10 protein-coding genes and 1 tRNA gene are annotated in these 21,624 nt (G+C 56.6%); 7 read left to right on the top strand and 4 right to left on the bottom strand.

Annotated features, from left to right (window positions below):
- Positions 1-193 precede the first annotated feature (193 nt).
- The gene (locus tag HMPREF2804_RS08840; protein ID WP_013397450.1) at positions 194-1,537 is read right to left on the bottom strand and encodes a threonine/serine exporter family protein; all 1,344 of its coding nucleotides are present in this window, start codon (positions 1,535-1,537) and stop codon (positions 194-196) included.
- Between the two features lie 221 nt (positions 1,538-1,758).
- Positions 1,759-2,451, bottom strand: a complete 693-nt coding sequence (locus tag HMPREF2804_RS08835) for an exonuclease domain-containing protein (protein ID WP_070450431.1) — start codon at positions 2,449-2,451, stop codon at positions 1,759-1,761.
- A 106-nt stretch (positions 2,452-2,557) separates the two neighbouring features.
- On the opposite strand from HMPREF2804_RS08835, the gene HMPREF2804_RS08830 reads away from it, so the two are divergent.
- Positions 2,558-6,076, top strand: a complete 3,519-nt coding sequence (locus tag HMPREF2804_RS08830; RefSeq protein WP_070450427.1) for an ATP-dependent helicase — start codon at positions 2,558-2,560, stop codon at positions 6,074-6,076.
- Positions 6,077-6,283: 207 nt separating this feature from the next.
- Complete coding sequence (locus HMPREF2804_RS08825) at positions 6,284-10,618, top strand: ATP-dependent DNA helicase (protein ID WP_246822655.1); 4,335 nt, start codon at positions 6,284-6,286, stop codon at positions 10,616-10,618.
- 128 nt (positions 10,619-10,746) lie between these two features.
- Here HMPREF2804_RS08825 and HMPREF2804_RS08820 read toward each other — a convergent pair whose 3' ends face one another.
- Positions 10,747-11,742 carry a macrolide 2'-phosphotransferase gene (locus HMPREF2804_RS08820; RefSeq protein ID WP_070450422.1) on the bottom strand — a complete coding sequence of 332 codons (996 nt, stop codon included), beginning with the start codon at positions 11,740-11,742 and terminating at the stop codon, positions 10,747-10,749.
- Positions 11,743-11,971: 229 nt separating this feature from the next.
- Between HMPREF2804_RS08820 and HMPREF2804_RS08815 the strand changes: the two genes are divergently transcribed.
- Positions 11,972-13,918, top strand: a complete 1,947-nt coding sequence (locus tag HMPREF2804_RS08815) for an ATP-dependent helicase (RefSeq protein WP_070627970.1) — start codon at positions 11,972-11,974, stop codon at positions 13,916-13,918.
- Positions 13,919-13,985: 67 nt separating this feature from the next.
- Positions 13,986-14,576, top strand: a complete 591-nt coding sequence (locus HMPREF2804_RS08810) for a M48 metallopeptidase family protein (protein ID WP_070450416.1) — start codon at positions 13,986-13,988, stop codon at positions 14,574-14,576.
- A 154-nt stretch (positions 14,577-14,730) separates the two neighbouring features.
- On the opposite strand, the gene HMPREF2804_RS08805 is transcribed toward HMPREF2804_RS08810, so the two are convergent.
- Positions 14,731-16,173, bottom strand: coding sequence for a zinc-dependent metalloprotease (locus HMPREF2804_RS08805; protein ID WP_048752951.1), 1,443 nt, complete (start codon positions 16,171-16,173; stop codon positions 14,731-14,733).
- A gap of 214 nt (positions 16,174-16,387) precedes the next feature.
- On the opposite strand from HMPREF2804_RS08805, the gene HMPREF2804_RS08800 reads away from it, so the two are divergent.
- From HMPREF2804_RS08800 to HMPREF2804_RS08790, 3 genes are all read left to right on the top strand, one after another.
- The gene (locus HMPREF2804_RS08800) at positions 16,388-17,581 is read left to right on the top strand and encodes a YlbL family protein (RefSeq protein ID WP_070627968.1); all 1,194 of its coding nucleotides are present in this window, start codon (positions 16,388-16,390) and stop codon (positions 17,579-17,581) included.
- A 153-nt stretch (positions 17,582-17,734) separates the two neighbouring features.
- Positions 17,735-20,917, top strand: coding sequence for a UPF0182 family membrane protein (locus tag HMPREF2804_RS08795; protein WP_070627966.1), 3,183 nt, complete (start codon positions 17,735-17,737; stop codon positions 20,915-20,917).
- Between the two features lie 215 nt (positions 20,918-21,132).
- A tRNA-Met gene (locus tag HMPREF2804_RS08790) sits at positions 21,133-21,206 on the top strand.
- Positions 21,207-21,624 lie beyond the last annotated feature (418 nt).

Genomic DNA, 21,624 nt, shown 5'->3' with positions numbered 1-21,624 from the left:
AGAGGAAAATATGCCGTGCAAACGAGCGACACCGGAAGAGCAGTCGCTTGGTTGGTGAGTGTGAGCGGCACAAAACCCCTGAAACAATACAAACGTAGCACACGAGATAGGGCACAGGGTTGCTGACTCGTCACGAAAGCTTACAGAACCGGCCACCTAAACGACGAGCCGTCACGCATTCATTGCAGAAGATCTACCGCATATGTGAGGCGCTATCGAGTTTTTTCATCACCTGAGTATCCTGATCGAAGAGCCAGTTCTTATCGAAAAGAAGGCGCACAAACGCCAGCCCCAGCCCCAGGGCCAAGAAGGTGAGGAGCGACTGCACGAAACCATTGGTAGCCGCGTACATATTCCCGCCCGAAAAATACGACATTGACAGATAAAACGGCACACCCGGAACCATCGTCACTACGGCAGGCACCGACAGGGAGATACGCGAATATTTACGCCCGTGCAGCGGCGCCACGATCTCCGCCATAATGCCGACCCCGAACACCGCGACCGTCGCCGCCATATGGGGAGCCCAGCCCGCCTCCACAAGCCAAATACGCGCCGGGTTAGCGATAGCGGCAATAACGCCGCCCCATACGCACGCCACGGGAGATGCGGCAAAGAGCATGGCAAACCCGGCGGCAGCAACTCCCGATGAGATAACCTGCAGTAGGATATATAACCCCACCGGAATATCCGGGCGAATATTTTGCAGAAGCGGAATCTCGAAGAGCGAGGCAAGAACCCACACCGCGAAAGACCCGCTCACCAAAAGCACCGCCACATAGGTCAGGCGTGAAACACCGGCCAGGAAATCCATACGGGAAATATCGAGCATGCCGGTCACCATAGGGAATCCTGGCACCAAGAACAGAATTGAGGAGATGAACCCCACCATATGGTCGCTTCCCACGAGGTTTAGAGCCACCAGAAGCCTAATAATTCCAATATAGGTTCCTGCCCCAAGAAATCCGCACGCCATCCAAATCGCCATATGGCTTGTACCGCGCTTCATCAGGGTAGAACGCAAAAATTGACCGGCGCCAGCGGCAATAAATACGACAAGGCACTCCACCAGACCGCCCCTGTTGAGGAAGGCGAACCCGGTGCAGGCTATGGCGGAGGCGAGGGAGAGCATCCAGCGTTTGTAGAGATGCGGCATGGAATCGATGCGGGTAATCTCGGCATCAGCCTCAGATGGAGATATGCGATCGGGAAGTTCAGAAATGAACTTACCCAGCAGGTCAATCTTGTAGGAGTTAATGCCCATCGTGCGCTGCTCGGCAACTTCAGTACGGAAATTACCGTCTGCATATGATGAGGTGGCGATCTCTGTGAAGGTCACTTGCGCATGATGTTCCTGTAGCCCCACGGCCTTCGCTAAACGCGCCATTGATGCCTTGATACGGTAGGCGCTTGCCCCCGATTTCATGAGGATTCTGCCAAGCTTGAGGACCACCTGCGATTGCGACACGATATATTTGTGCTGTTCGCGGGAGGAACCGAGGTAGATACTGTACGTGTTGGTGTCTTGATATTCCATGACAATTCTGAATGCTGATGTGATACATAACCGGCGCGCTGCACTGCACCTTGGGGCGAGAAGCCCTACCTCTTTAGCATAGGGGTTAGCGGCGCGCAGGTATAGTGCCGAACGCTTTGCAAACCGGCGAGATAACCTTCGCGATACATAGTGAATAGGGGAGTTAAGCAGCCTCAACAGAGTCTGTTCAACGTGACGAAATCAACGAGGCTGATAGAGAATTAACGGCGTATTGGCCACCGACCGTCGATAACCTCGTTCTCTTTACCCGGCTTGGTGCGCAGCCAGTCCTGGAAATCGCGCGCCTGATCAAGCGACCACTGAACCTGATGCGTGTGGAGGGCAGCGGCATCCGTGGCGACCTCGGGGAAACGCTCGGCGAGCTTAACGAGTAGCCGCTCGGCGGCGAGCGCATCCGCCTTAGATGTGTGGGCGTTCTCTAGAACCACACCGTGTTCGGCGGTGAGGGTTTCGAGCTTGCGGTTGCCACGTTTGCGGGGAATAACGTGCTTATGAATCACGTACGGGTCAAGAATGTTCCCGGCGGGCAGCTCGCCGTGGGCGATGTTATAGCGGAGCATCTCATGGTGAAGCACCGAAAAATCGTAGGCGGCGTTAAACGCGATGACGGGTATGCCATCTAGGAAGAGCGAACCGATCGCACCCGCGACCTCCCAGATCACCTGTTGGGCAGGTTGCCCGTGGGAGCGCGCATATTCGGTTGTGATACCGTGCACGGATGCGGCACCTTCGGGAATCTCAATGCCGGGGTTAGCCAGCCACTCGCCAGCTCGCTGCACGCTCCCATCCGGGTTCAGCAGAAGCAGCGAAGCGGTCACGATGCGGGCGGTTGTCACATCGACACCGGTGGTCTCTAAATCGAAGGTTGCGCGAGGGGCATCTATCCAGCTCATAGCTCAAGCCTAGCGGAGTTCGCGTGTAAATGCCCGATGCTTCGTGACGTTCTCAGGCAGAGGACACATCTGCGTAGCGCTGAGAAACCCCGATAAACTTAAAGCCATGACGGCTACACTCATCCTGGGGGCGCCCGGTACGGGCAAGACTGAGCGCGTGATTACGGCGGCGGTAGATTTTCTGAACGCCGGGGGCGATCCCGCGCGGCTTTTGGTGCTGACCCCTACCCGCGCGGGTGCTACTCGTGTGCGCGATGAGCTGGCACGGCGTATCGACCGCAGCATGTCTACCGCGCCCACTCGCGCGTGGGCTGCGTATGCCTTCGATCTGTTGCGTCGCGCGCATGTGTCGGGACTTTTGCCCGGAGTGGAGTTCTCTCCGAAGCTGCTTTCCGGGCCCGAGCAGGATGTGATGATCGGCGAAATCCTGGCGGGGCACCGCGAAGGCAAGGGCGCGGCGGTGCGTTGGCCCGCCGATTTGCATGAGGCTCTAGGTACTCGCGGTTTCCGCCAGGAGATTCGTGACTTTTTTGACCGTATTGCCGAATATGCGCTGACCGCCGAAGAACTTGAAAACCTGGCGCAAACCCTGGACCGCCCGGCCTGGCATTCGGTGGCGCAGCTCTATACCGAGTACCAGCAGATTCGTCGTCTGCGTGCCCCAAACGCTTACGATCCCGCCGCGTTAATCCATGAAGCGTGCGCCTTCCTGCTGGCAAACCCCGAATATTTGCGGGAAGAACGCGCGCGCTTCGACCTGATCCTGATTGACGATGCACAGGAACTTAGCCCCTCCGTGTACCGGCTGATGCGCATCCTAGTAGGGCGTGAGCCGGGGCAGGTTCTTGCCACATACACGGGCGATCAGCGCGAGGCAGTGGAGGCTGCATTTGCGCCGTCCGCACGGGTACTGATGACCTGCTGCACTGAAACCGTGGTGCAGGGGTTCCGCGGTGCGCGCCCCGACCTAGCGGCGACTTTACCCCAGATTTTCCCGGAATTGCAGCGAGAAGAACTGAAGACTTCGTACTGCATGAATGCGCCCATCACCCTGGCTTGGCAGAATATCGCGCGTCGGCTCCCCGTGATTGCGAATGTACCTACGCCGCGCGAACCGCAGACCGCACCGAGTAAATATGAGGAATCTGCGCTCCTGCGCCTCAGCGATGATGGTGACCTGCTTGACCCGCGGCACTCTGATGAACTTCCCGAGGGAGTTTTCGGGTACCTTCTGGGTTCTCCTCAGGACGAGGCGAACCAGGTAGCACAACTCCTTCTTGAGGACTATCTGTACCGGGGAGCGGCGTATGCGCGTTCGGCGATTATCGTGCGAAGCGGCACCGAAGTTTCGCGGTTCCGGCGTGTCTTGGCGGCATCCGGCATCCCCACCGTGACGGGTGCAGCGCTGGTTCCGGTGCGTGATGAACCCGCTGTACGCCCTTTCCTGGATGCGCTTTCTCTGCTGGTTTATGCCCGTCAGCAAAGCGCCGACTACCTGAAACTGCCGGATCATAACGATTTCGACGGGAGCCTCACGGAGAATATAACCCCCGAAGCTGTCACGGAGGCGGGCACACGTTCTGCCGATGACGAGGCCGAAAAACTCGCACGGCAAAGCCTAGCCGATGTTCTCGCCGAAGAAAATCGCACAAACCCCGGCAGCGGCGCTCACAACGCGATTACCTTGCTGACTTCGCGGCTTGGGGGCGCATCCAGCATGGAAGTGCGCCGTCTACGTCAGCAGCTTCGCGCCGCAGAACTGCGAGCGGGCGGGCACCGTTGTAGCGACGATCTTCTGCTGGGCGCCCTCTTGAACCCGCAGGCACTTCCGGCGCAAGGTATCGGTGCGGCGGTACGCCGCGTGGCACGTGTACTTGCCGCCGGGCATAAGGCTCTCACCGAACGCGGCGCCAACGCCGAAACCGTACTTTGGGCGCTGTGGCAGGCAAGCGGACTCGAAAAAATTTGGGTGACCGAAAGCGCGCAGACCGGGCCGGAAGCCGAGCGGGCGCATCGAAATCTTGACGCCATGATAGGGCTTTTTGAAGCGGCTACTCGTTTCGTCGACCAGATGCCCGGTTCCTCCGCTGAGCTGTTCCTCGACTATATCGATGCCCAAGACCTTCCCATGGATACTCTCGCGGCGCGCGGCAAACGCTACGATGCGGTTGAAATCCTCACCCCGGCACTCGCGGCGGGCAGGCACTGGCAGACCGTCTACGTTTGCGGGCTACAGGATGGAACCTGGCCGAATACGACGGTGCGCGGCTCGCTCCTCAAAGCTGGTGAGCTGACCGACATCTGCGATATGGGTATTGCCGCAGCTCAGCAGGTGCGCATGAGCGACCGTGTGCGGGCGGTGCGGCACGACGAATTACGCATGTTCTCCACGGCAATATCGCGGGCGAACGAAAGGCTCGTTGTCACCGCCGTGAGCTCAACGGAAGACGCACCCAGCGAATTTTTCGATATTCTCGTGCCGGATGCGCGCACCGCCGACATCACCCACGTGCGCCGCCCCATGACCCTGCGCGCCCTCGTCGCGGAACTAAGGCGGTATGCGCAGGCCCAAGACACAGACCCCGCCCTGGCAAATGCTGCGGCAGCACAGCTCAACAGGCTGGCGCAGGCGGGGACACCCGGGGCAGCCCCGGAACAGTGGTGGGGACTTCTGCCTCTCTCCACCGAGCAGAATGCGTTTATATCGCATCCGTATCGCGACGGCTTGTCGACTGACTCTGGTGACCCCGAAAAACTCACAGTTCCGGTATCGCCCTCGCGTATCGAGACGATTCATAAATCGCCCCTGGACTGGTTCGTATCGGCGGCTCGTGCCGAGGCGCAGACCGATACATCACGCTCGCTGGGAACGCTCATTCACGCGATCGCAGAAGAATACCCGGATGCCGACTATATGACCCTGCGCGGTCAGCTTGAGGAACGCCTGAGCACGCTCGCGCTGCCTGATACTTGGGAGGGACAGCAGATACGTGAACGTGCAGAGAAAATGGTGGATAAACTCGCGGTGTATATCAACGAGATTATGCCGGGTGATCACCGCGAACTCGTGGGTGTTGAGGGGGCCTTCCGGGTTTTGGTTCCTGGCGATACTGTGAACGCCCAGATTTCTGGGCGAGTCGATAGGCTGGAGAAAACCGAGGACGGACGATACGTCATCGTCGATTTAAAAACGGGTAAAACCAAACCCAATAAAAACCAGATCGCCGAACACGCCCAGCTTGCTGCCTATCAGGTAGCGGTAGAGGCGGGCGCCGGGGATGCCATGAGCCGTGATTTCGGCGTTGAGCCTGACGGTCTTAATATTCCTGCCGGGCTTGAGCACCGCGAAGTGGCACCCCAGCGTTTCGAGGTTTTCACGCGCAAATCCGGGGGAGCCGCGCTTGTGCAGCTGGGCGACGGCACCGCAGCGTCTTCCCGGAATCGTCCCCAAGAGCAGGATGCGCTCGACCCGGAAACCGGTATCTGGGCGGTTCAGCTGGTTCAGCGTGCGGCGGAGCTGATCGCCGGTGCCGTTATGCAGACGCGGCATCGGCCCGGGGAAACCTGCCGCCTGCCCGAAATTTGCCCTCTATGCCCGCAGGGACGCCAGGTCACTCAGGATTAGCTCGGCAACTGCACCTTTGCTTGCCGGTGTGCCGAGCAGACAACCCCGGCAGAAACGACAGGCTCCCACAGGACACTAGTTAGTGGTGCCTAGAGGGTGACGTGCGGCCTCTATTCTGAATTGCGTCGGTGGTAAACTGCATCCTGTGGCTGTATCACATCTGATACAGCTGACACTATCACCCCGTCAGGAATGGATACGTACCGTATGACTACCTCTGAACCGGCTCAGCCGCACAAGCATGACGGCGACCGTGGCGCATCCGGAGTATCCGGGGGAACAACACACCAACCTGCTCGACTTAGCGCCCACGAGATCGCGCGCGCGCTGGGGTTGAATCCGCCCACCGATGAACAGGTTCGCATCATTGAGTCGCCGCTTGAACCGCGGCTTGTGATCGCTGGCGCGGGCTCGGGAAAGACCGCGACGATGGTCGATCGTGTGGTGTGGCTTGTGGCCAATAAAATCGTGCGCGCCGATGAAGTTCTGGGCGTTACCTTTACCCGCAAGGCCGCAGGAGAGCTGCGCGATCGCATGCGCACCCGCCTAAATATTCTGCGCGAACGTAACCTGATTGAGCTGAGCGAAGAAGAACTTCTTGCAGGCTCTTCCGAGCCCACCGTCTCTACCTACCACTCATACGCGAATAATCTTGTCAAAGAATACGGTCTGCGCCTGGGCGTTGAGCAGGATGCACAAATGCTTGGCGATGCTCAAGCCTGGCAGCTCGCCGCGCAGATCGTGCAGTACTGGGACGGCGACCTACCCGCCGCCAGCTCAGCCTCGGGAGTCGCCTCAAAAAGTACGATCGTGCAGAGCCTTTTGCAGCTGTCGGGGGAGTGCGCCGAACATCTGGTAAGCCCGCAGCAGGTTATCGAATTTTGTTCCGCACACCTGGCGGCGTACGAATCACTCAGTTCGCCCGGTCCCAGTGCCAACGCGAAAAAGGTCATAGAGAGGCTGAAAGCCAAAATTATTTTGGCGAAGCTTGTGCAGCGGTATGCGCGAGTGAAAGCGCGTATGCAGGTGCTCGATTACGGCGACTTGATCGCGTTGGCGGCGCGGATCGCCCGTGAGGTGCCAGCCGCCGCACAGTTGGAGCGGGAACGCTATAAAGTTGTGCTTCTTGACGAATTTCAGGATACATCGCACGCCCAACTGCGACTCTTCGCCGATTTATATGGCGCTAGCGACGGGCATGATGGGCGTCCCGGTCAGCCTGAGCATCCGGTAATGGCGGTGGGGGACCCGAAACAGTCTATTTACGGGTTCCGCGGTGCCTCCGACGGTCAGCTGTTTAGTTTTTATCAATACTTCCCAACACGCGATGAAACGCCTCTTTATTTGACAGTTGCGTGGCGTAATGACGTCGCTATTTTGGATGCCGCAAACCTGATCGCCGCTAAACTCAAGAATATTCCCGATTGGGTGCGTGCCCCTGCTCCGCCTCACGTGCCCGATCTGCGGCCTCGCTCGGTGATCCTCAATCCCGATGAATCAGGTTACCGCGCTATGCTCGGTTCAGTGCAGTTGGCACGCTACGGGTCCGAGACCGAGGAAGCACAGGGCATTGCCGAACGTATCGTGCAGGAACGCGCCCGCTACGCCGATACTCCGGCGCAGATGCCCACGATGGCGGTGCTTACCCGTACCCGGGCGCAGATGGAACCCATTCGCCAGGCTTGTGAGAGCCTGGGTGTTCCCGTGCAGGTGGTTGGTTTGGGTGGGCTTCTGGAACGCCCCGAAATTATTGATATGGTCTCGATGCTGCGGGTCTTAGCAGACCCGAACCGTTCAGACGCCCTGATGCGTCTGCTCGCTGGCGCACGTTGGCGGCTGGGCACAGCGGATCTGCTTGCGCTAGGGGATTGGTCGAATTACCTAACGACCACGCGCGAGAAAAATATGGGACGAACCTTTGGCGAGCAGCCCTCTGAGGAGACGAGCGGAGATGTACCTTCGAGCCCTCAAACTGATACCGATGCCAATCTGCGTTCCGCCCACGAAGAATTTGAGCGGGCTCGTAAAAACGCTGTGGAAGACCTCGCCGAATACGGTTCGCTTATTGAAGCGATCGAGCATCTTCCCGCAGCAGATGAGGCCGGTAACCCTATCTACCCTGCGGATTACCCCGAATCCCGGCGCCGTCTGAGCGTTGAAGGTTTGCGCCGTCTGCACGCTTTCACCGCCGAGGTTGAGTATCTGCGTCAGTTCACCACCGAGGATATTGGCACCCTGCTCTATGAGATTGAGCGTGTGATGCTCCTGGATATCGAGCTTGCCGCCCGCCCCGGCGGGGACGCCTACGGATCGCGCGCGCATCTGGATGCTTTTCATGAGGTCGCCGCAAGTTACGCTGCGAGTTCACCGCGCATCAACGCGATGCTCTATGCTGGCGCAGACGGAACCGAGGTCGATGAGGACGCCCCCACCGCCCGGCGGTTTGTGCTCTCTGCCAACGGTATTAGCTATCTGCTGGGTTTTCTCTCCTGGCTGGAACAGGCCCAAAACCACGAGCGGGGGCTAACCCCCGCCGAAGAGGAACCCCGGCGCGATGCGGTGCAAATCCTTACGATGCACGCGTCGAAAGGTCTGGAATGGGATCACGTGTATCTGCCACGCATGTGCGATAAATATCCCACTCGCCCACACACCTGGCACCGCCTGGAACCTGGAAGCCTGCCCTGGCCTCTACGAGGTGACCGCGACTATCTGCCGTCCGCTTTGGAACGGGCTGAAGAGGTGAGCGCCCTAGAGAACTATAAAGAGCTCAATGCGCGTCTTGAAGACGGCGAAGATATGGCGAATGACTATGTGGGCTTTGAGGGACGGAGGCTGGTTTATGTGGCCATGACCCGCGCCCGCTCGCTGCTGCACATCAGTAATTGCCGATGGGTGGGCCCGAACGTAAACCCCTATCAGCCCGAGCCCTATTGGAACGAGCTGGTGCAATTCGCGCAGGGCGATGCTGAGGAACCTTACGAAGGTATTCAGGTGGCACCCTGGCTTTACCCGAGCTATCTGGGCACCGGTTTTTACACCTCTGGGTGGGCGATTGAGCATCGTGACGCCAGCATTGAGGTACTTTTTGGGCGCTGCTTGTGGCTTGAGAATTACAGTATTCCCCAGGGCATACGCCTAGAAAATGGTACGTCTGTACCGGTTATTCCCGCTCCTAATGACCCCGAAGATACGGCGGCTTCTCAGTGCTATACAAGCGAGGTCTATGAGCAGATCGCGCGTGCGCTTGTGCATGACGGTGGAAACCCGATCACAAATGCCGAGGTACTGAATCTGCCTGAGGTGCACCGGGTGAAGCAGGCGCTGATGGGCGGCGTGCAGGAGCCCGGCCTGCCCGATCCGCAGGAGTCCAAAGGGGCATACGATGAAAATCTGGAACAGCTCAAAAAGCGTTACGGGCTGGATGCGGTCGAGAATTTCCACTACGCCCGCGAACCTTTAGCGCAGCTTGCGGAAGGGAAACGTGGCCCTGAGCAGCCGGGGGTTCGACCGCAGATTGTGCACCGTTTCTTGGAACCGGCGGCGTGGGTGAAAGATAACCCGCAGCAGGGCTCCGTGCTGACCGCCGACTGGCCTTTTGACCCCTTTGACGGCGCTCAGGTGATCCGCTGGGCATCCGAGAAAGACCTCGCCGAACGCACCGAGAATCGTGACATTATTGCGGTACCCGGTCAGCGGCGTGCACGGGTGGAGCGTGCCGCTCTTAACGTGGCACGCGGGTCGTTAAGCCTTGACGATCTCGATAAACTTGCCAACCCTACCGAAGCGGAATCTCAGCAGATTCAAGATTGGGAGCATGAGGTCGATCTGCTTCTTGCCTTGGCACAGCGCGCCGTTACCCCAGCGGTTCCTGCGAAACCCGAGCATATGTCGGCATCCACCCTCATTGCTTTGTCGGAGGATAAAGAGACGGTTCTGAGTCGCCTGGTGCGTCCGGTACCGATGCAGCCATCTGCGGCGGCGCGGCAGGGTACACTTTTCCACGCCTGGGTTGAGGAGTACTTCGGGGACGAACCTATGCTCGATATACAGGACGAACTTTATAGCGATGATGATCTTGACGGCAGTTTCGACCTTGATAAACTGCGCGCGACATTTCTTGAGAGTGAATGGGCTTCCCGTACCATATGGCGCGCCGAATATCCGGTAGAAACTCACGTGGCGGGCGTGAACATCCGCGGGCGTATTGATGCGGTCTTCCGCCGCACCGAACAGATCACTAACGCCGACGGCACCCTCCAGGAGCAGGAACACTGGGATCTCGTGGACTGGAAAACCGGGCGTAAACCCTCCGCACACGCGATGCGGCATAAACGCATCCAGCTGGCATTGTATCGGCTTGCCTTCGCTAAGATACAGGGGATAGACCCTGAACGTGTGCACGCGGCGTTCTACTATGTTGGCTCTGACCAGACCGTGTGGGACACCGATATTGCCGGTGGTCTGCAGAACGAACAGCAGCTTGAACGCATTATCTCCCGTGCCGGATGGGGCGAAGAACTTCCGGGGCGGCCGCGGTAGCCTGGCCCATGCATCATGGTAGAGGTAGATAGCGCAACCGGAACATATCCTTTAGTCGCAACGGAATAAAGGCTGAGACGCCACCTTGATGGGTGGCGTCTCAGCCTTTAAACCTATCGTTTTCTACTCTAGTCTTCGTCGTCAATAACCTGCGGAATATCTTCTTCCTCTTCTTGCCCGAGTAACCCACCGGTCGCGCGCAGACCATCCTGCACATCCAAAAGCATGGCAACGGCATGCTGCACAATATCGTCATCGCCGATCTCAGCACCGTGCGCCAACCACTGAGCAATCGCAAATTCCGCATAGAAGTGCGCCCGCTGAATCAAATGCTCATCCGGTTCGGGGCGCATCTGCCGCTGGTAAGCATCCAATACACTGTCAGTAAAACCCTGATCGGAACAAGAGAACAGCCACGCAAAATCTTGGGCAGGATCTCCCACCTGAACATCAGACCAACCGGTCACCTCAACAATCTTCGCGCCATCAAGCACCAAGTTATCGGAGTTCATGTCACCATGGATCACGTGAGTCTGGAACTGCCATGTGGAACCGGGGGAGAGCACCGAACGCCAATGTGCTAACAGATCCGCAGGAATCTTGCCGGTTTGCGCCACACGCTCAAGCTCAACACTGCGGCGGCGGCGAATCTCCTCAGAATTATACGAGGGCAGACCCGCCTCAAACACCAGATCGTGCGGCATCGTGTGCAGAGTCGCCAAAATTTTACCGAGAGAAACGGCCAGGTCCTCTTGACCATCTGCCATATGCCCGTTCTGCGCCGCAAGATCATCAACCTCATAAGAGGTACCGGGAATATGCGTGTAAATGAAAACGCTGCCGTCCTGATAAGGCACAGTACCCACCACAGTCGGCACCTGGAAAGGCAGGCGAGCACGCAGACCGGGGGTAAAAGACTGAAGAATAAGGTGCTCCGCCTCAAGCCGCATGCTGGCATCGGGGCGACGAGGAGCACGTACACGCCAGCGACGATTGGTCGAATCCACAATAATAGCTGAGTCAAAATCGGCGGTGTCGTCAAGAACGGCGGATGCGCCCACAGGGTAAATTCCCGGCACACCCGCTGACACAATGGCGGCAAGCTGAAGAGGCGTTAAAGTCACCCTCTTAGGGTATCAAATGAGTCCTCATGAGGTTCGGCACGTTCGCCCCTCGCACACATTCTCGCGTGCGATCCCTTGAAAACTCGGGTCACGCAGCAATAAACACGGAATAAAGATACTCCTACCTTGGGCTTGATTATACTAACCGCCGCAGACAGACCCCATCTAAGGTAAAGGTACAATAGTAACCAGCGTCTGAACACCCGCAGAGCACCAGGAGAGGGGCGTTATGCCAGCACAGGGCGCCGGAGCATCCAAACAGCAAGCTCTCTTCGGCATACCCGCCCAAAAATCGTCCCCGGCTCACACCCGGACCCCACAGGCACCGGCACGACCGGTCCCTTCACCAGCCGCTCCGCAACAAAATCACGCTGCGCCCCAGCTTTCCCCCGAAGACATCCTCGCGGGTCTCGACGAAGACCAACGCCGGGTCGCCTCCGAACTCAACGGCGCGATGCGCGTACTCGCAGGCGCCGGAACCGGCAAAACCCGCGCTATCACCCACCGCATCGCCTACGGAATCGCCTGCGGAAAATACGTTCCCCAACGCGTTATGGCTCTCACCTTCACCACCCGCGCGGCAGAAGAAATGCGCCTTCGACTGCGATCCCTCGGCGCCGTAGGAGTCCAAACCCGAACCTTTCACTCCGCAGCGCTGCGCCAACTCAGGTATTTTTGGCCCAGCGCTATCGGCGGTTCATTCCCCGATATCGTCAAACATAAAGCCGGTTTAATCACCGAAGCCGCCCAGCGTCTACGCATGAGCGTCGACCGGGCACTTGTACGCGACATTGCGGCAGAAATCGAGTGGGCAAAAGTCAGCCTGTTCACCCCCGACACCCTCACGCCGCACCTGCACCAGCGCAACCTGCCCTCCGGAATAACCCCGCAGAACATGGTGCGGCTCTTCCGCGCCTACGAAGATCTCAAAGACGAAAGGAACCTCATCGACTTTGAGGACGTTCTGCTTCTGACCGTCGGCATTATCGAAGATGACGATGCGCTCGCTGCCACCATCCGCGAACAATACCGACATTTCGTGGTAGACGAATATCAGGATGTCTCACCCCTCCAACAGCGCCTTCTCGACGCCTGGCTGGGGGAGCGCGATGATTTATGCGTCGTGGGCGATGCCTCGCAGACCATATACTCGTTTACCGGCGCCACCAGTCGGCACCTCCTGGAATTTCCGCGACGGTACCGGGGCGCACACACAGTACGGCTCACCCGAGACTACCGCTCGCACAGCCAAGTGGTCGAACTGGCAAACCGACTCCTAGCGGCACGGCGTCCACGCCCAGACTCCACCGAATTCTCCTGGGCACCCCCGCTCAAACTCATTTCCCAGCGCGGACCGGGAGCCGAAAGCCAATGGTTCGGATATACGGATGACGAACGTGAAGCCGAAGGCATTGCCGAAAAAATCCAGGATCTCCTTGAAAAAGACGGAGTTCTGCCATCAGAAATTGCGGTGCTTTTCCGCACTAACGGGCAGTCCGGGCTTCTGGAGGCGGCGCTCGCCGATCGCGGTATTCCGTATCAGTTACGCGGAGCTGAGCAATTCTTCGATCGTCCCGAGATCAAGCAAGCGATGCTTGCCCTGCGAGCGTCGGCAAAATCAACGGACGGTTCCGAGAACGTGCCCCGTTATGTGCGTGAAGTGCTGGAACCTTTGGGATACACCGAAAAAGCGCCCCAGTCCGCTGGAGCTGTACGCCAAAAATGGGAGTCTCTTGCCGCGATCGTCTCAATGGTTGATCATCTGGAAGCTATCCGCATCGAAGACATCGCTCAAGCGGAGGCCGCAGGGGCTCCGGTTCCGCATCGGCTTACCGTACACGATGTCGTTGCAACGCTTGCGCACCGACTTGCTACCCAGGACGCTCCCGTCATGGAAGGCGTCACGTTAGCCTCTTTGCACTCTGCGAAGGGCTTGGAATGGGATGCGGTCTTTCTCTGCGGTTTAAACGAGGGACTTATGCCCATTACCTTCGCTCAAACCTCCGACGAAATTGATGAAGAACGCCGCCTGCTTTATGTGGGGATTACACGTGCCCGCAAATACCTGTGGTTCACATGGTCGGATTCACGGACCGCCGGTGGGCGGGGAAAACGCCGTCGTTCCCGCTTCCTGGATGATATTGACCCGTCCCGTCAATCCGCCCGACACAGCTAAATACCTGCGCACTCGCGGAGAGTTACATTCATAAGACACCGTACCTAACGCTCAGATAGGGCAACATATGATGGCACGACAGAAAGTCCGACAGCACCACGAAGTTATTCCGGCGACCGCATCCACCCCGGAAATCCTGGTGGTGCGTTCGTCTCGCCGCCGCAGAACCGTCAGCGCCCAACCGCAGGAAGATGGAAGTATTCGCCTGTTGGTACCCGGGGCGAGTACGGATGCGCAAATTCGCGAATATCTGGAAAACCTGATTCCCCGCGTGCAAAGGAAACAGCGGGAGACTTCTCGGCGGCGCCGCATTTTTGCGTCTGATGATTACTTGACGGAGCGTGCTCGTGCTCTGGCTGCAAGGTATCTGTCCGAGCTCGTGCCCGAGAAATTTCCCAATTCTATCCGTTGGGTCTCGAACCAGCGTAAACGGTGGGGATCCGCCACACCGACTCAGGGCACCATCCGTATTTCCGATGATCTTCAGGGAGCCCCCGAATACGTGGTTGACTCCGTGGTCTACCACGAACTTTGTCACTTCGTGGAACTTCACCATAACGCCCGTTTTCGCACTCTAGAAGCCCGGTTCCCTGACCTTGATAAGGCACGGGCATTCTTGGCGGGTATGGAATTTATACGCGCGCAAGCCACCAACTAAGAACCGCGATGATCCACAACAAATGTGGGTCCCGAAGGCAGAAAACCTTCGGAACCCACAGAGCATTTCATCGGCTGGTATCACGCATGAGATGCGGTGCGTATCCCCCAATCGCCCACAGCGTCTAATGCATGATTACGAAGCGTGGTGCGTGTTATGTATTAGGTTCGTCGCCGGTGGAAGATTCACCGCCGTCGGACTCGCCTTCATCAAAACCACCGTCCAGAAGTTTCTGCAGCTCGGTGTCAAAGTCAATATCCTCAACCTTGAACTCATTTTGGCGTGCTTCATAGGCATCGGGGTCTTCAAGCTCAGCGGCGGTCGGCAGAGTCTCCGGCGCTGCCCACAGTTCATCGCGGGCCTCATATCCGTGCTTCTCCTCATAGGTGCGCCAAAAATTCTGTGCCTCACGCACCAAGCGAGGGCGAATCTCCAAGCCGACCAGAGTCTCGAACACGCGCTCGGTCGGGCCGCCTTCGATACGGCGACGTACCAGAGTTTCCGCCAGCTGCGGGGCTGTAGGCAGGTTTTGGGTTGCCTGCTCAGCTACCAACGATACCCAGCCCTCTACTAGGGCAAGAATAGCTTCCAGACGCTCAACTGCAAGTTCTTGGTCTTCGGTGCGCTGCGGGTTGAACAAGCCGCCGTCGAAGGCATCCTGTACGGCCTCGGGGTTGCTCAAATCTACCTGGGATGCGGCATCCTGAATACGATTCATATCCACACGGATACCACGAGCATAACGGCTTACCAGCTCCAAAATATCTTCACGCAGCCACGGGTTTGTGCGGTGCAGACGAATCAGCGCTGCCTCACGCACCGCCAGGTACAGCAGAATTTCCTGCGCGGGCACTTCAATATCTTCAGCAAGCTGAGTGTAACCGGCGGGCAAAAGTGCACTGCGCCCTGGCGCGAGGGGGAATCCAATATCGGTAGAAGAATATACCTCACCGGCAAGCTCGGTCAGCGCCTGCGCCATCTGAGCCCCAAAAATCATGGAACCAATATTGTTCAAGAATCCGGTGCCGCCCAAAAGTTGAGCCAGCTCTTCGGGAACATCTTCGGTGGAGGGGAGCACCATCGCCTGAGTTACCTCAGCCGCTACGGGTTGTACCATATCACGCCAAGATTCGAAGGAAGAATCGAGCCATTCAGCCTTGGACCAGGCCTCAACAGGAATATTGTGACGCTCAAAAATGGTGACGCTGTCTAACCACAGATCGGCGAGGTTAGAGGCATCGCGCGTGGCCGCCCTCAAGGACTCGGTGATGGCAGGATCCTCCCCAGTGGTCGCTAAGAGCTGACGAGCCTGGTCTTTCACACCCTGCCAGTTAATCCCGTTTTCACTAGCCCCAGCAGTAAACATTGATTGCACCTGCGCAAAAATACCCTGGAGCATAGAGGGATCAAAAGACATACCCATAGCGTTCATATCTTCAGGGTTTATATTTCCGTTCAGAAAAGCAAACGGGTTATCCGCTGTGCCGTTGCCGTTCTGCTCGGCGTTAGGATCAAAGCCCTGTTCCTGCATTTTTTTCAGGAACTCCTCAAGGGGATCTCGGTCATTTGAATTATCGTTGGTGGGGTTCTCAGCCATGTCACATACCTTTCAGTATTGAGGGCGGGCACAGTCTGCCCCTACCCGTCTAGTAAAGGGTACCTGGTAAACCTGTGAGTTTGCCGTGATTTCGCGGTATTCGCTCTAGGCACAGCCCATCTTATGACCTTGGCGGCGTACAATGCTGACGCCGCGGTGTACCCCGGCTCATCATGTGGTGTTCCCAACAAAAATATCGGGTACTCTAAGAAGCATGGCTAAGCGTGCATTTTTCTTGAGAAAGTCCCATCAGCAGAGCGATGAATCTCCTCCACTATCAGAACGACGTCCCCTGAATCTGCGCTTTCTAACTGCTTCCGCAACCTGTTTGCTGATGCTCGGTGCTTTTGTGCTGCCCAGCTCATATAGCAAAGAAGGGCCCGGACCTCTCTTCGATATTCTCGGGCAGTACCAGGATCAAGATATTATCCAGATCAACGGCACGCAAACCTATCCCACCACTGGGAAGTTGAATATGACCACGGTATCTGTCTCCGGCGGACCCTACACCATTCTCCCCGGAGCGGATGCGTTCTACAGTTGGCTGGCTGCGGACGGCAACCGTTACCTTGTGGTTCCCTCCGAAATTACTTATCCGCACGTTACCCACCAGCAAGCTAACCAGGTCAGCAGCGCACAAATGGCGGATTCTCAAACCCAGGCGAAAGTTGCTGCGGCGCGTTACCTTAAACTGCCGGTGACCGAGAGGATCAGCGTTCTCCAAACCGCCTCCGGCTCACCCGCTGAGGGGCAGGTGCAGGGTGGGGACCGCATCCTCAAAGTGGGGGATAAACAGATCAATACTCTCAAAGATGTCACCGAAACTGTGCAAGCTTCAGAAGGACGTCCCGTCACCTTCGAAATCAGCCGGAATGGCGATAACAAGAACGTTACTCTCACGCCGCGGCGTGACGATAAATCGGGGCGCTGGCTTGTTGGAATTGTGCTTAAACAGGACTTTGATCTTCCCTTTGAGGCAACCTACAACCTTGACGGTGTTGGCGGCCCCAGCGCGGGTCTCATGCTCACTCTCGGTACCATCGATAAGCTCACCGAGCAAAGCCTGCTTGCCCCCGAAGGCGCAGGAAACGAAGATTCAGCCCGAAGCTATGTAGCCGGTACCGGAACCATAGATGCCAGCGGTAAAGTCGGTGCCATCGGCGGCATTAAATATAAGATTATCGCTTCCGGACGCCACGGTGCCCACTACTTTTTGGCACCGCGCGAAAACTGTGACGATCTTCAAGAAATCCGCAGAACCGACCCCAATGTTTTCAAATACTATCGTGGGGAAACACCGGCAGGTGATATGCAGGTAATCCCGGTCGATAACGTTGATGAGGCCGTGGATGCCCTCACCAAGATTAAGAACGGAGCCGCCCCCGATCAGTTCCCCACCTGCGGGTAAAAGGTTTTCGGCAATCTAGGCGTGCACATCAGGTTATAGGCAAACATACGGTATTTCTCCGCGTGTTTGCCTACGCTCCTGTCTGTGTCAGAGCGCCACATTTGAGATAATGTTTATTAACTATGTTCCAGCCACCAACGAAGTGAGGAATCCGTGACGGCATCTGATAACGAACATCAACCTCCTCAGCCTCCCCGTCGCGCGGGAGCAGACCAGAAAAAGAAAAAGCGGCGCTATCCGGGTCCTTTGGGTATTACCATCGCGGTTGTCATAGTCTTGATTATGGCGTTTGTATATGCCACACAGGTGTATACGGATTGGCTATGGTTCAATCAGCTTGGTTTTGGCAGTGTCTTCACCACCGAAATCTTGCTTCAGAGCTCTATCTTTGTGGTAACCGCACTCGTTGTAGCGGTGCCGTTCTGGGCTTCGATGTCTTATGCCATCAAACATGCTGACCACGATGATTCTCAGGCGAAGAAAGACGCCAAAAACGCGGATAAATCCGAGGAGCAGGCGCATCACGAGACCTCTAAATCCGGTCCACATGAGCGCCATACGACCGAGCATGAGCATACGGAAGCCGAAGACCTTCTGCGTGACATGTTTGGCGGGCGTGATTTCACCGATAGTATGGCGCGGTACCGTCGGGGTATGGAGCGCATCCGCAAGATTCTCTTGGTGATTCTTCCAATTGCTTTAGGGTTCTTTATTGGGAGTGCCGGAATTAGCCAGTGGCAAACCGTGGCGCTTTTCTTGAACCGCCAGGACTTCGGCGTTCAAGACCCCGAATTTGGGTTGGATGTTGGATTCTTCGTTTTCACTCTTCCGTTCCTCAATCTGGTGGTTAATCTTTTGACCGCTGTTATCGTGCTCTGCGCTATTGGCGGTGCTATTATGCACTACTTCTACGGTGGTATTAAGGTTCGCCCAGGCGGTGTAGGAACTTCCGCCGCGTTCCGCCGTCATGCTGCGGTTTTGGCATGCGCCTTCCTTCTGGTGCGCGGTGCTGCGTTCTGGCTGGAACGGTACACCGCAGTTCAGCAGCAGTCGGGGCGCTGGGCCGGTGCTATGTACACCGATACGAACGCTATTATTCCCGTACGTTCTATTTTGGCGATTTCCGCAGTTCTGGTGGCTGTGTTGTTCTTGGCTACGGCTTCCGCGCATCGTTGGCGTTTGCCTCTAGTGGGAACCGCGATGCTGGTGGTTGTAGCTCTCGTCGCTGGCGGGCTGTACCCCTGGATCGTACAGCGTTTCCAGGTTGTGCCGAATGAACAGGCTGCACAGTCGCAGTTTATCCAACGCAATATCGACGCAACACGGTACGCCTACGGCCTCGATAAGGTAGAGACTACTCCTTATGATGCCACGATCGATACTCGTCAAGGCGCTTTGGGGAACTCTAGTGAGACTATTGCGAACATCCGTCTTTTGGACCCGAACGTGGTAAGCTCAGCATTCGCGCAGATGCAGCAGTTCCGTCCATACTATCGGTTCGACTCGAATCTCTCGGTGGACCGCTATTCCGTAGACAATAAGACTCAGGACACGGTGATTGCCGCCCGTGAGCTGAATCCTTCCCAGACTTCGGATGATTCCTGGTATAACCGCCACGTGGTGTACACCCACGGGTACGGCGTGATTGCAGCTTACGGTAACCAGGTTGACGGTGCGGGTAACCCCAAGTTCATGCAGTCCGGTATCAAGGCGAATGGCGTTATTTCTGAAAACTATGAGCCTCGTATTTACTTCGGTATGAGCTCTCCGCAGTATTCCATTGTGGGCGGCAACGGTGATCAGCTGGAGCTCGACCGTCCGCAGTCCGCCGATGAAACGAATTCTTCGGATGCAAAATACACATTTAACGGCAACGGCGGTCCCCGGTTGGATTCCACGCTGAACCGTCTCTCTTATGCGATTAAGTTCCAGTCATCCGATATTTTGCTTTCGGATGCGGTTCGTGATGGTTCGCAGATCCTGTACGAACGTAACCCGGTAGATCGCGTTCAGAAGGCTGCGCCGTATTTGAAGGTGGATTCCAAAGCGTACCCCGCTATTATCAATAATCGGGTGCAGTGGATTGTGGATGCTTATACGACCACAAACCAGTTCCCATATGCGCAGGGTGTAAGCCAGGAGAATAATCAGAATCCGCGCACGAATTCGATGAACTACATTCGCAACTCGGTGAAAGCCACCGTGGATGCCTACGACGGTTCGGTCACCCTTTATGCATGGGATGAAAATGATCCTATTTTGAAGGCATGGCAGGGCGTATTCCCCGGAACCGTGAAGAGCTATAAAGAGATGAGCGCCGAGCTTCTTAACCATGTGCGCTACCCCTCGGATATGTTTACTATTCAGCGCTCGATGCTGAATAAGTATCATGTGACGAACTCGAACAGCCTCTACGCGGGCGATGACGTCTGGTCGATTCCAAACGACCCTACGAATGATAGCGGTCGCCAGATTCCGCCTTATTACCTCTCGCTCCAGATGCCTGGGGATAGGAAGGCTCATTTCTCGCTGACGTCGACCTTTATTCCTCAGCAGAGTGATTCAAACTCGCGTAACGTGATGTACGGATTCCTCGCTGCAAATGGTGACGCCGGTACCGGCAAGGACGGCGAACGCAGCGCGGATTACGGTAAGCTGCGACTGCTCGAACTGCCGCGTTCATCGGTGGTTCCGGGACCTGGCCAGGCACAGAATATCTTCAACTCTGATGCTGAGGTCTCGAACCAGCTGAACCTCCTGCGGCGCGGGTCCTCCGAGGTCATTAACGGCAATATGCTTACTCTGCCGGTGGCTGGCGGCATTCTGTATGTTCAGCCAGTCTATGTGCAGTCTAGCGGCGATGCACGGTACCCGCGTTTGCAGCGAGTGCTAGTCAGCTTCGGTGACAAGGTCGGGTTTGCCCCCACACTGGAGGAAGCCCTCAACCAGGTCTTCAACGGTTCTTCCGGTGCCAAGATAGATGCTCAGTCGGGACCGTCAGGAGCCGGCACTGAAGGCAATGGGGAGAAGACCTCTGGATCTTCGTCCAGCTCTTCTGGAGCCTCTGGCTCAGACCAGTCCGCTAGCCTGAAACAGCATCTGGCGGATGCTTCCAAGGCCATGCAGGATTCGGATGCCGCTCTCAAGAAGGGCGATTGGGCAGCATATGGTGAGGCTCAGAAGCGTCTGAACGATTCTTTGCAGAAGGCTATTGAAGCCGAAAATAAACAACAGCAGGATCAGAAACAGGGCGGCGATCAGCAGGGAAGTGAGCAGCAGCCGAGCGGTTCATCCTCAGCATCGCAGAGTCCTTCTGGGGAAGCTACCTCTAAATAAGATGTAGTAGTGCTTGCGGTCTGACGGTCATAGCGGGGTGCCATCACATTCGGGTGGCGCCCCGCTTCGTCATCTTAAATTATTGATTCGGGCTGTCTATGAGAGCAATAAGGGGCGTTCAGACATCCAGTTTTGGGTTTTTCTGTGGTGTTTATCTCAGCAGACAGCTTCAAGTTGAGATGTTGCAGAGCGGTATGTATAGTTGTATGAGTCGCCGCGGGGTGGAGCAGTTCGGTAGCTCGCCGGGCTCATAACCCGGAGGTCGCAGGTTCAAATCCTGCCCCCGCAACGGAATACTCCCGAAGTCATAACTATGACTTCGGGAGTTTTTATTTTTGTATTGCTGATTTAATGTGCTGTGCCTAGTTATATCTGTAGCTGCCAGAAGAAACGTGCAAACTAAACAGAATAGGATAATCCTATATCTGGGTTTGTCTAAAACGTAGGCGGATGCTGTTTAAAGGTAAAGCTGATACTCTGCTTTCTTTAATCGCATAAGGTAAACATGCCGAGGTTATTTATTAATAAATGGTTATATATGTCGCGGGTGAATCGCTAAATATTTTGAATCATCGTAGAGTAGCTACTAAGCGATAAATTCCCGCCACTCTCACTCAGGGCTTACTCTGAGGTTCCGCCGTTGGAAACCTGAAATACATAAGCCAGTAGGAGTGTGTACGGGCGAATCGTGTTTCCGTATTTTATCC

The organism is Rothia sp. HMSC065G12 (assembly GCF_001811455.1).
GTDB classification, from domain to species: Bacteria; Actinomycetota; Actinomycetes; order Actinomycetales; family Micrococcaceae; genus Rothia; species Rothia dentocariosa.
Note: the sequence above shows the minus strand (reverse complement) of the source record. Positions and strands in the feature narration are given on the sequence as shown.

Bases quoted from the DNA above. Each gene is read 5' to 3' on its own strand.
- HMPREF2804_RS08840 (WP_013397450.1), bottom strand. From the start codon at position 1,537: ATGGAATATCAAGACACCAACACGTACAGTATCTACCTCGGTTCCTCC.
- HMPREF2804_RS08835 (WP_070450431.1), bottom strand. From the start codon at position 2,451: ATGAGCTGGATAGATGCCCCTCGCGCAACCTTCGATTTAGAGACCACC.
- HMPREF2804_RS08830 (WP_070450427.1), top strand. From the start codon at position 2,558: ATGACGGCTACACTCATCCTGGGGGCGCCCGGTACGGGCAAGACTGAG.
- HMPREF2804_RS08825 (WP_246822655.1), top strand. From the start codon at position 6,284: ATGACTACCTCTGAACCGGCTCAGCCGCACAAGCATGACGGCGACCGT.
- HMPREF2804_RS08815 (WP_070627970.1), top strand. From the start codon at position 11,972: ATGCCAGCACAGGGCGCCGGAGCATCCAAACAGCAAGCTCTCTTCGGC.
- HMPREF2804_RS08810 (WP_070450416.1), top strand. From the start codon at position 13,986: ATGATGGCACGACAGAAAGTCCGACAGCACCACGAAGTTATTCCGGCG.
- HMPREF2804_RS08805 (WP_048752951.1), bottom strand. From the start codon at position 16,173: ATGGCTGAGAACCCCACCAACGATAATTCAAATGACCGAGATCCCCTT.
- HMPREF2804_RS08800 (WP_070627968.1), top strand. From the start codon at position 16,388: ATGGCTAAGCGTGCATTTTTCTTGAGAAAGTCCCATCAGCAGAGCGAT.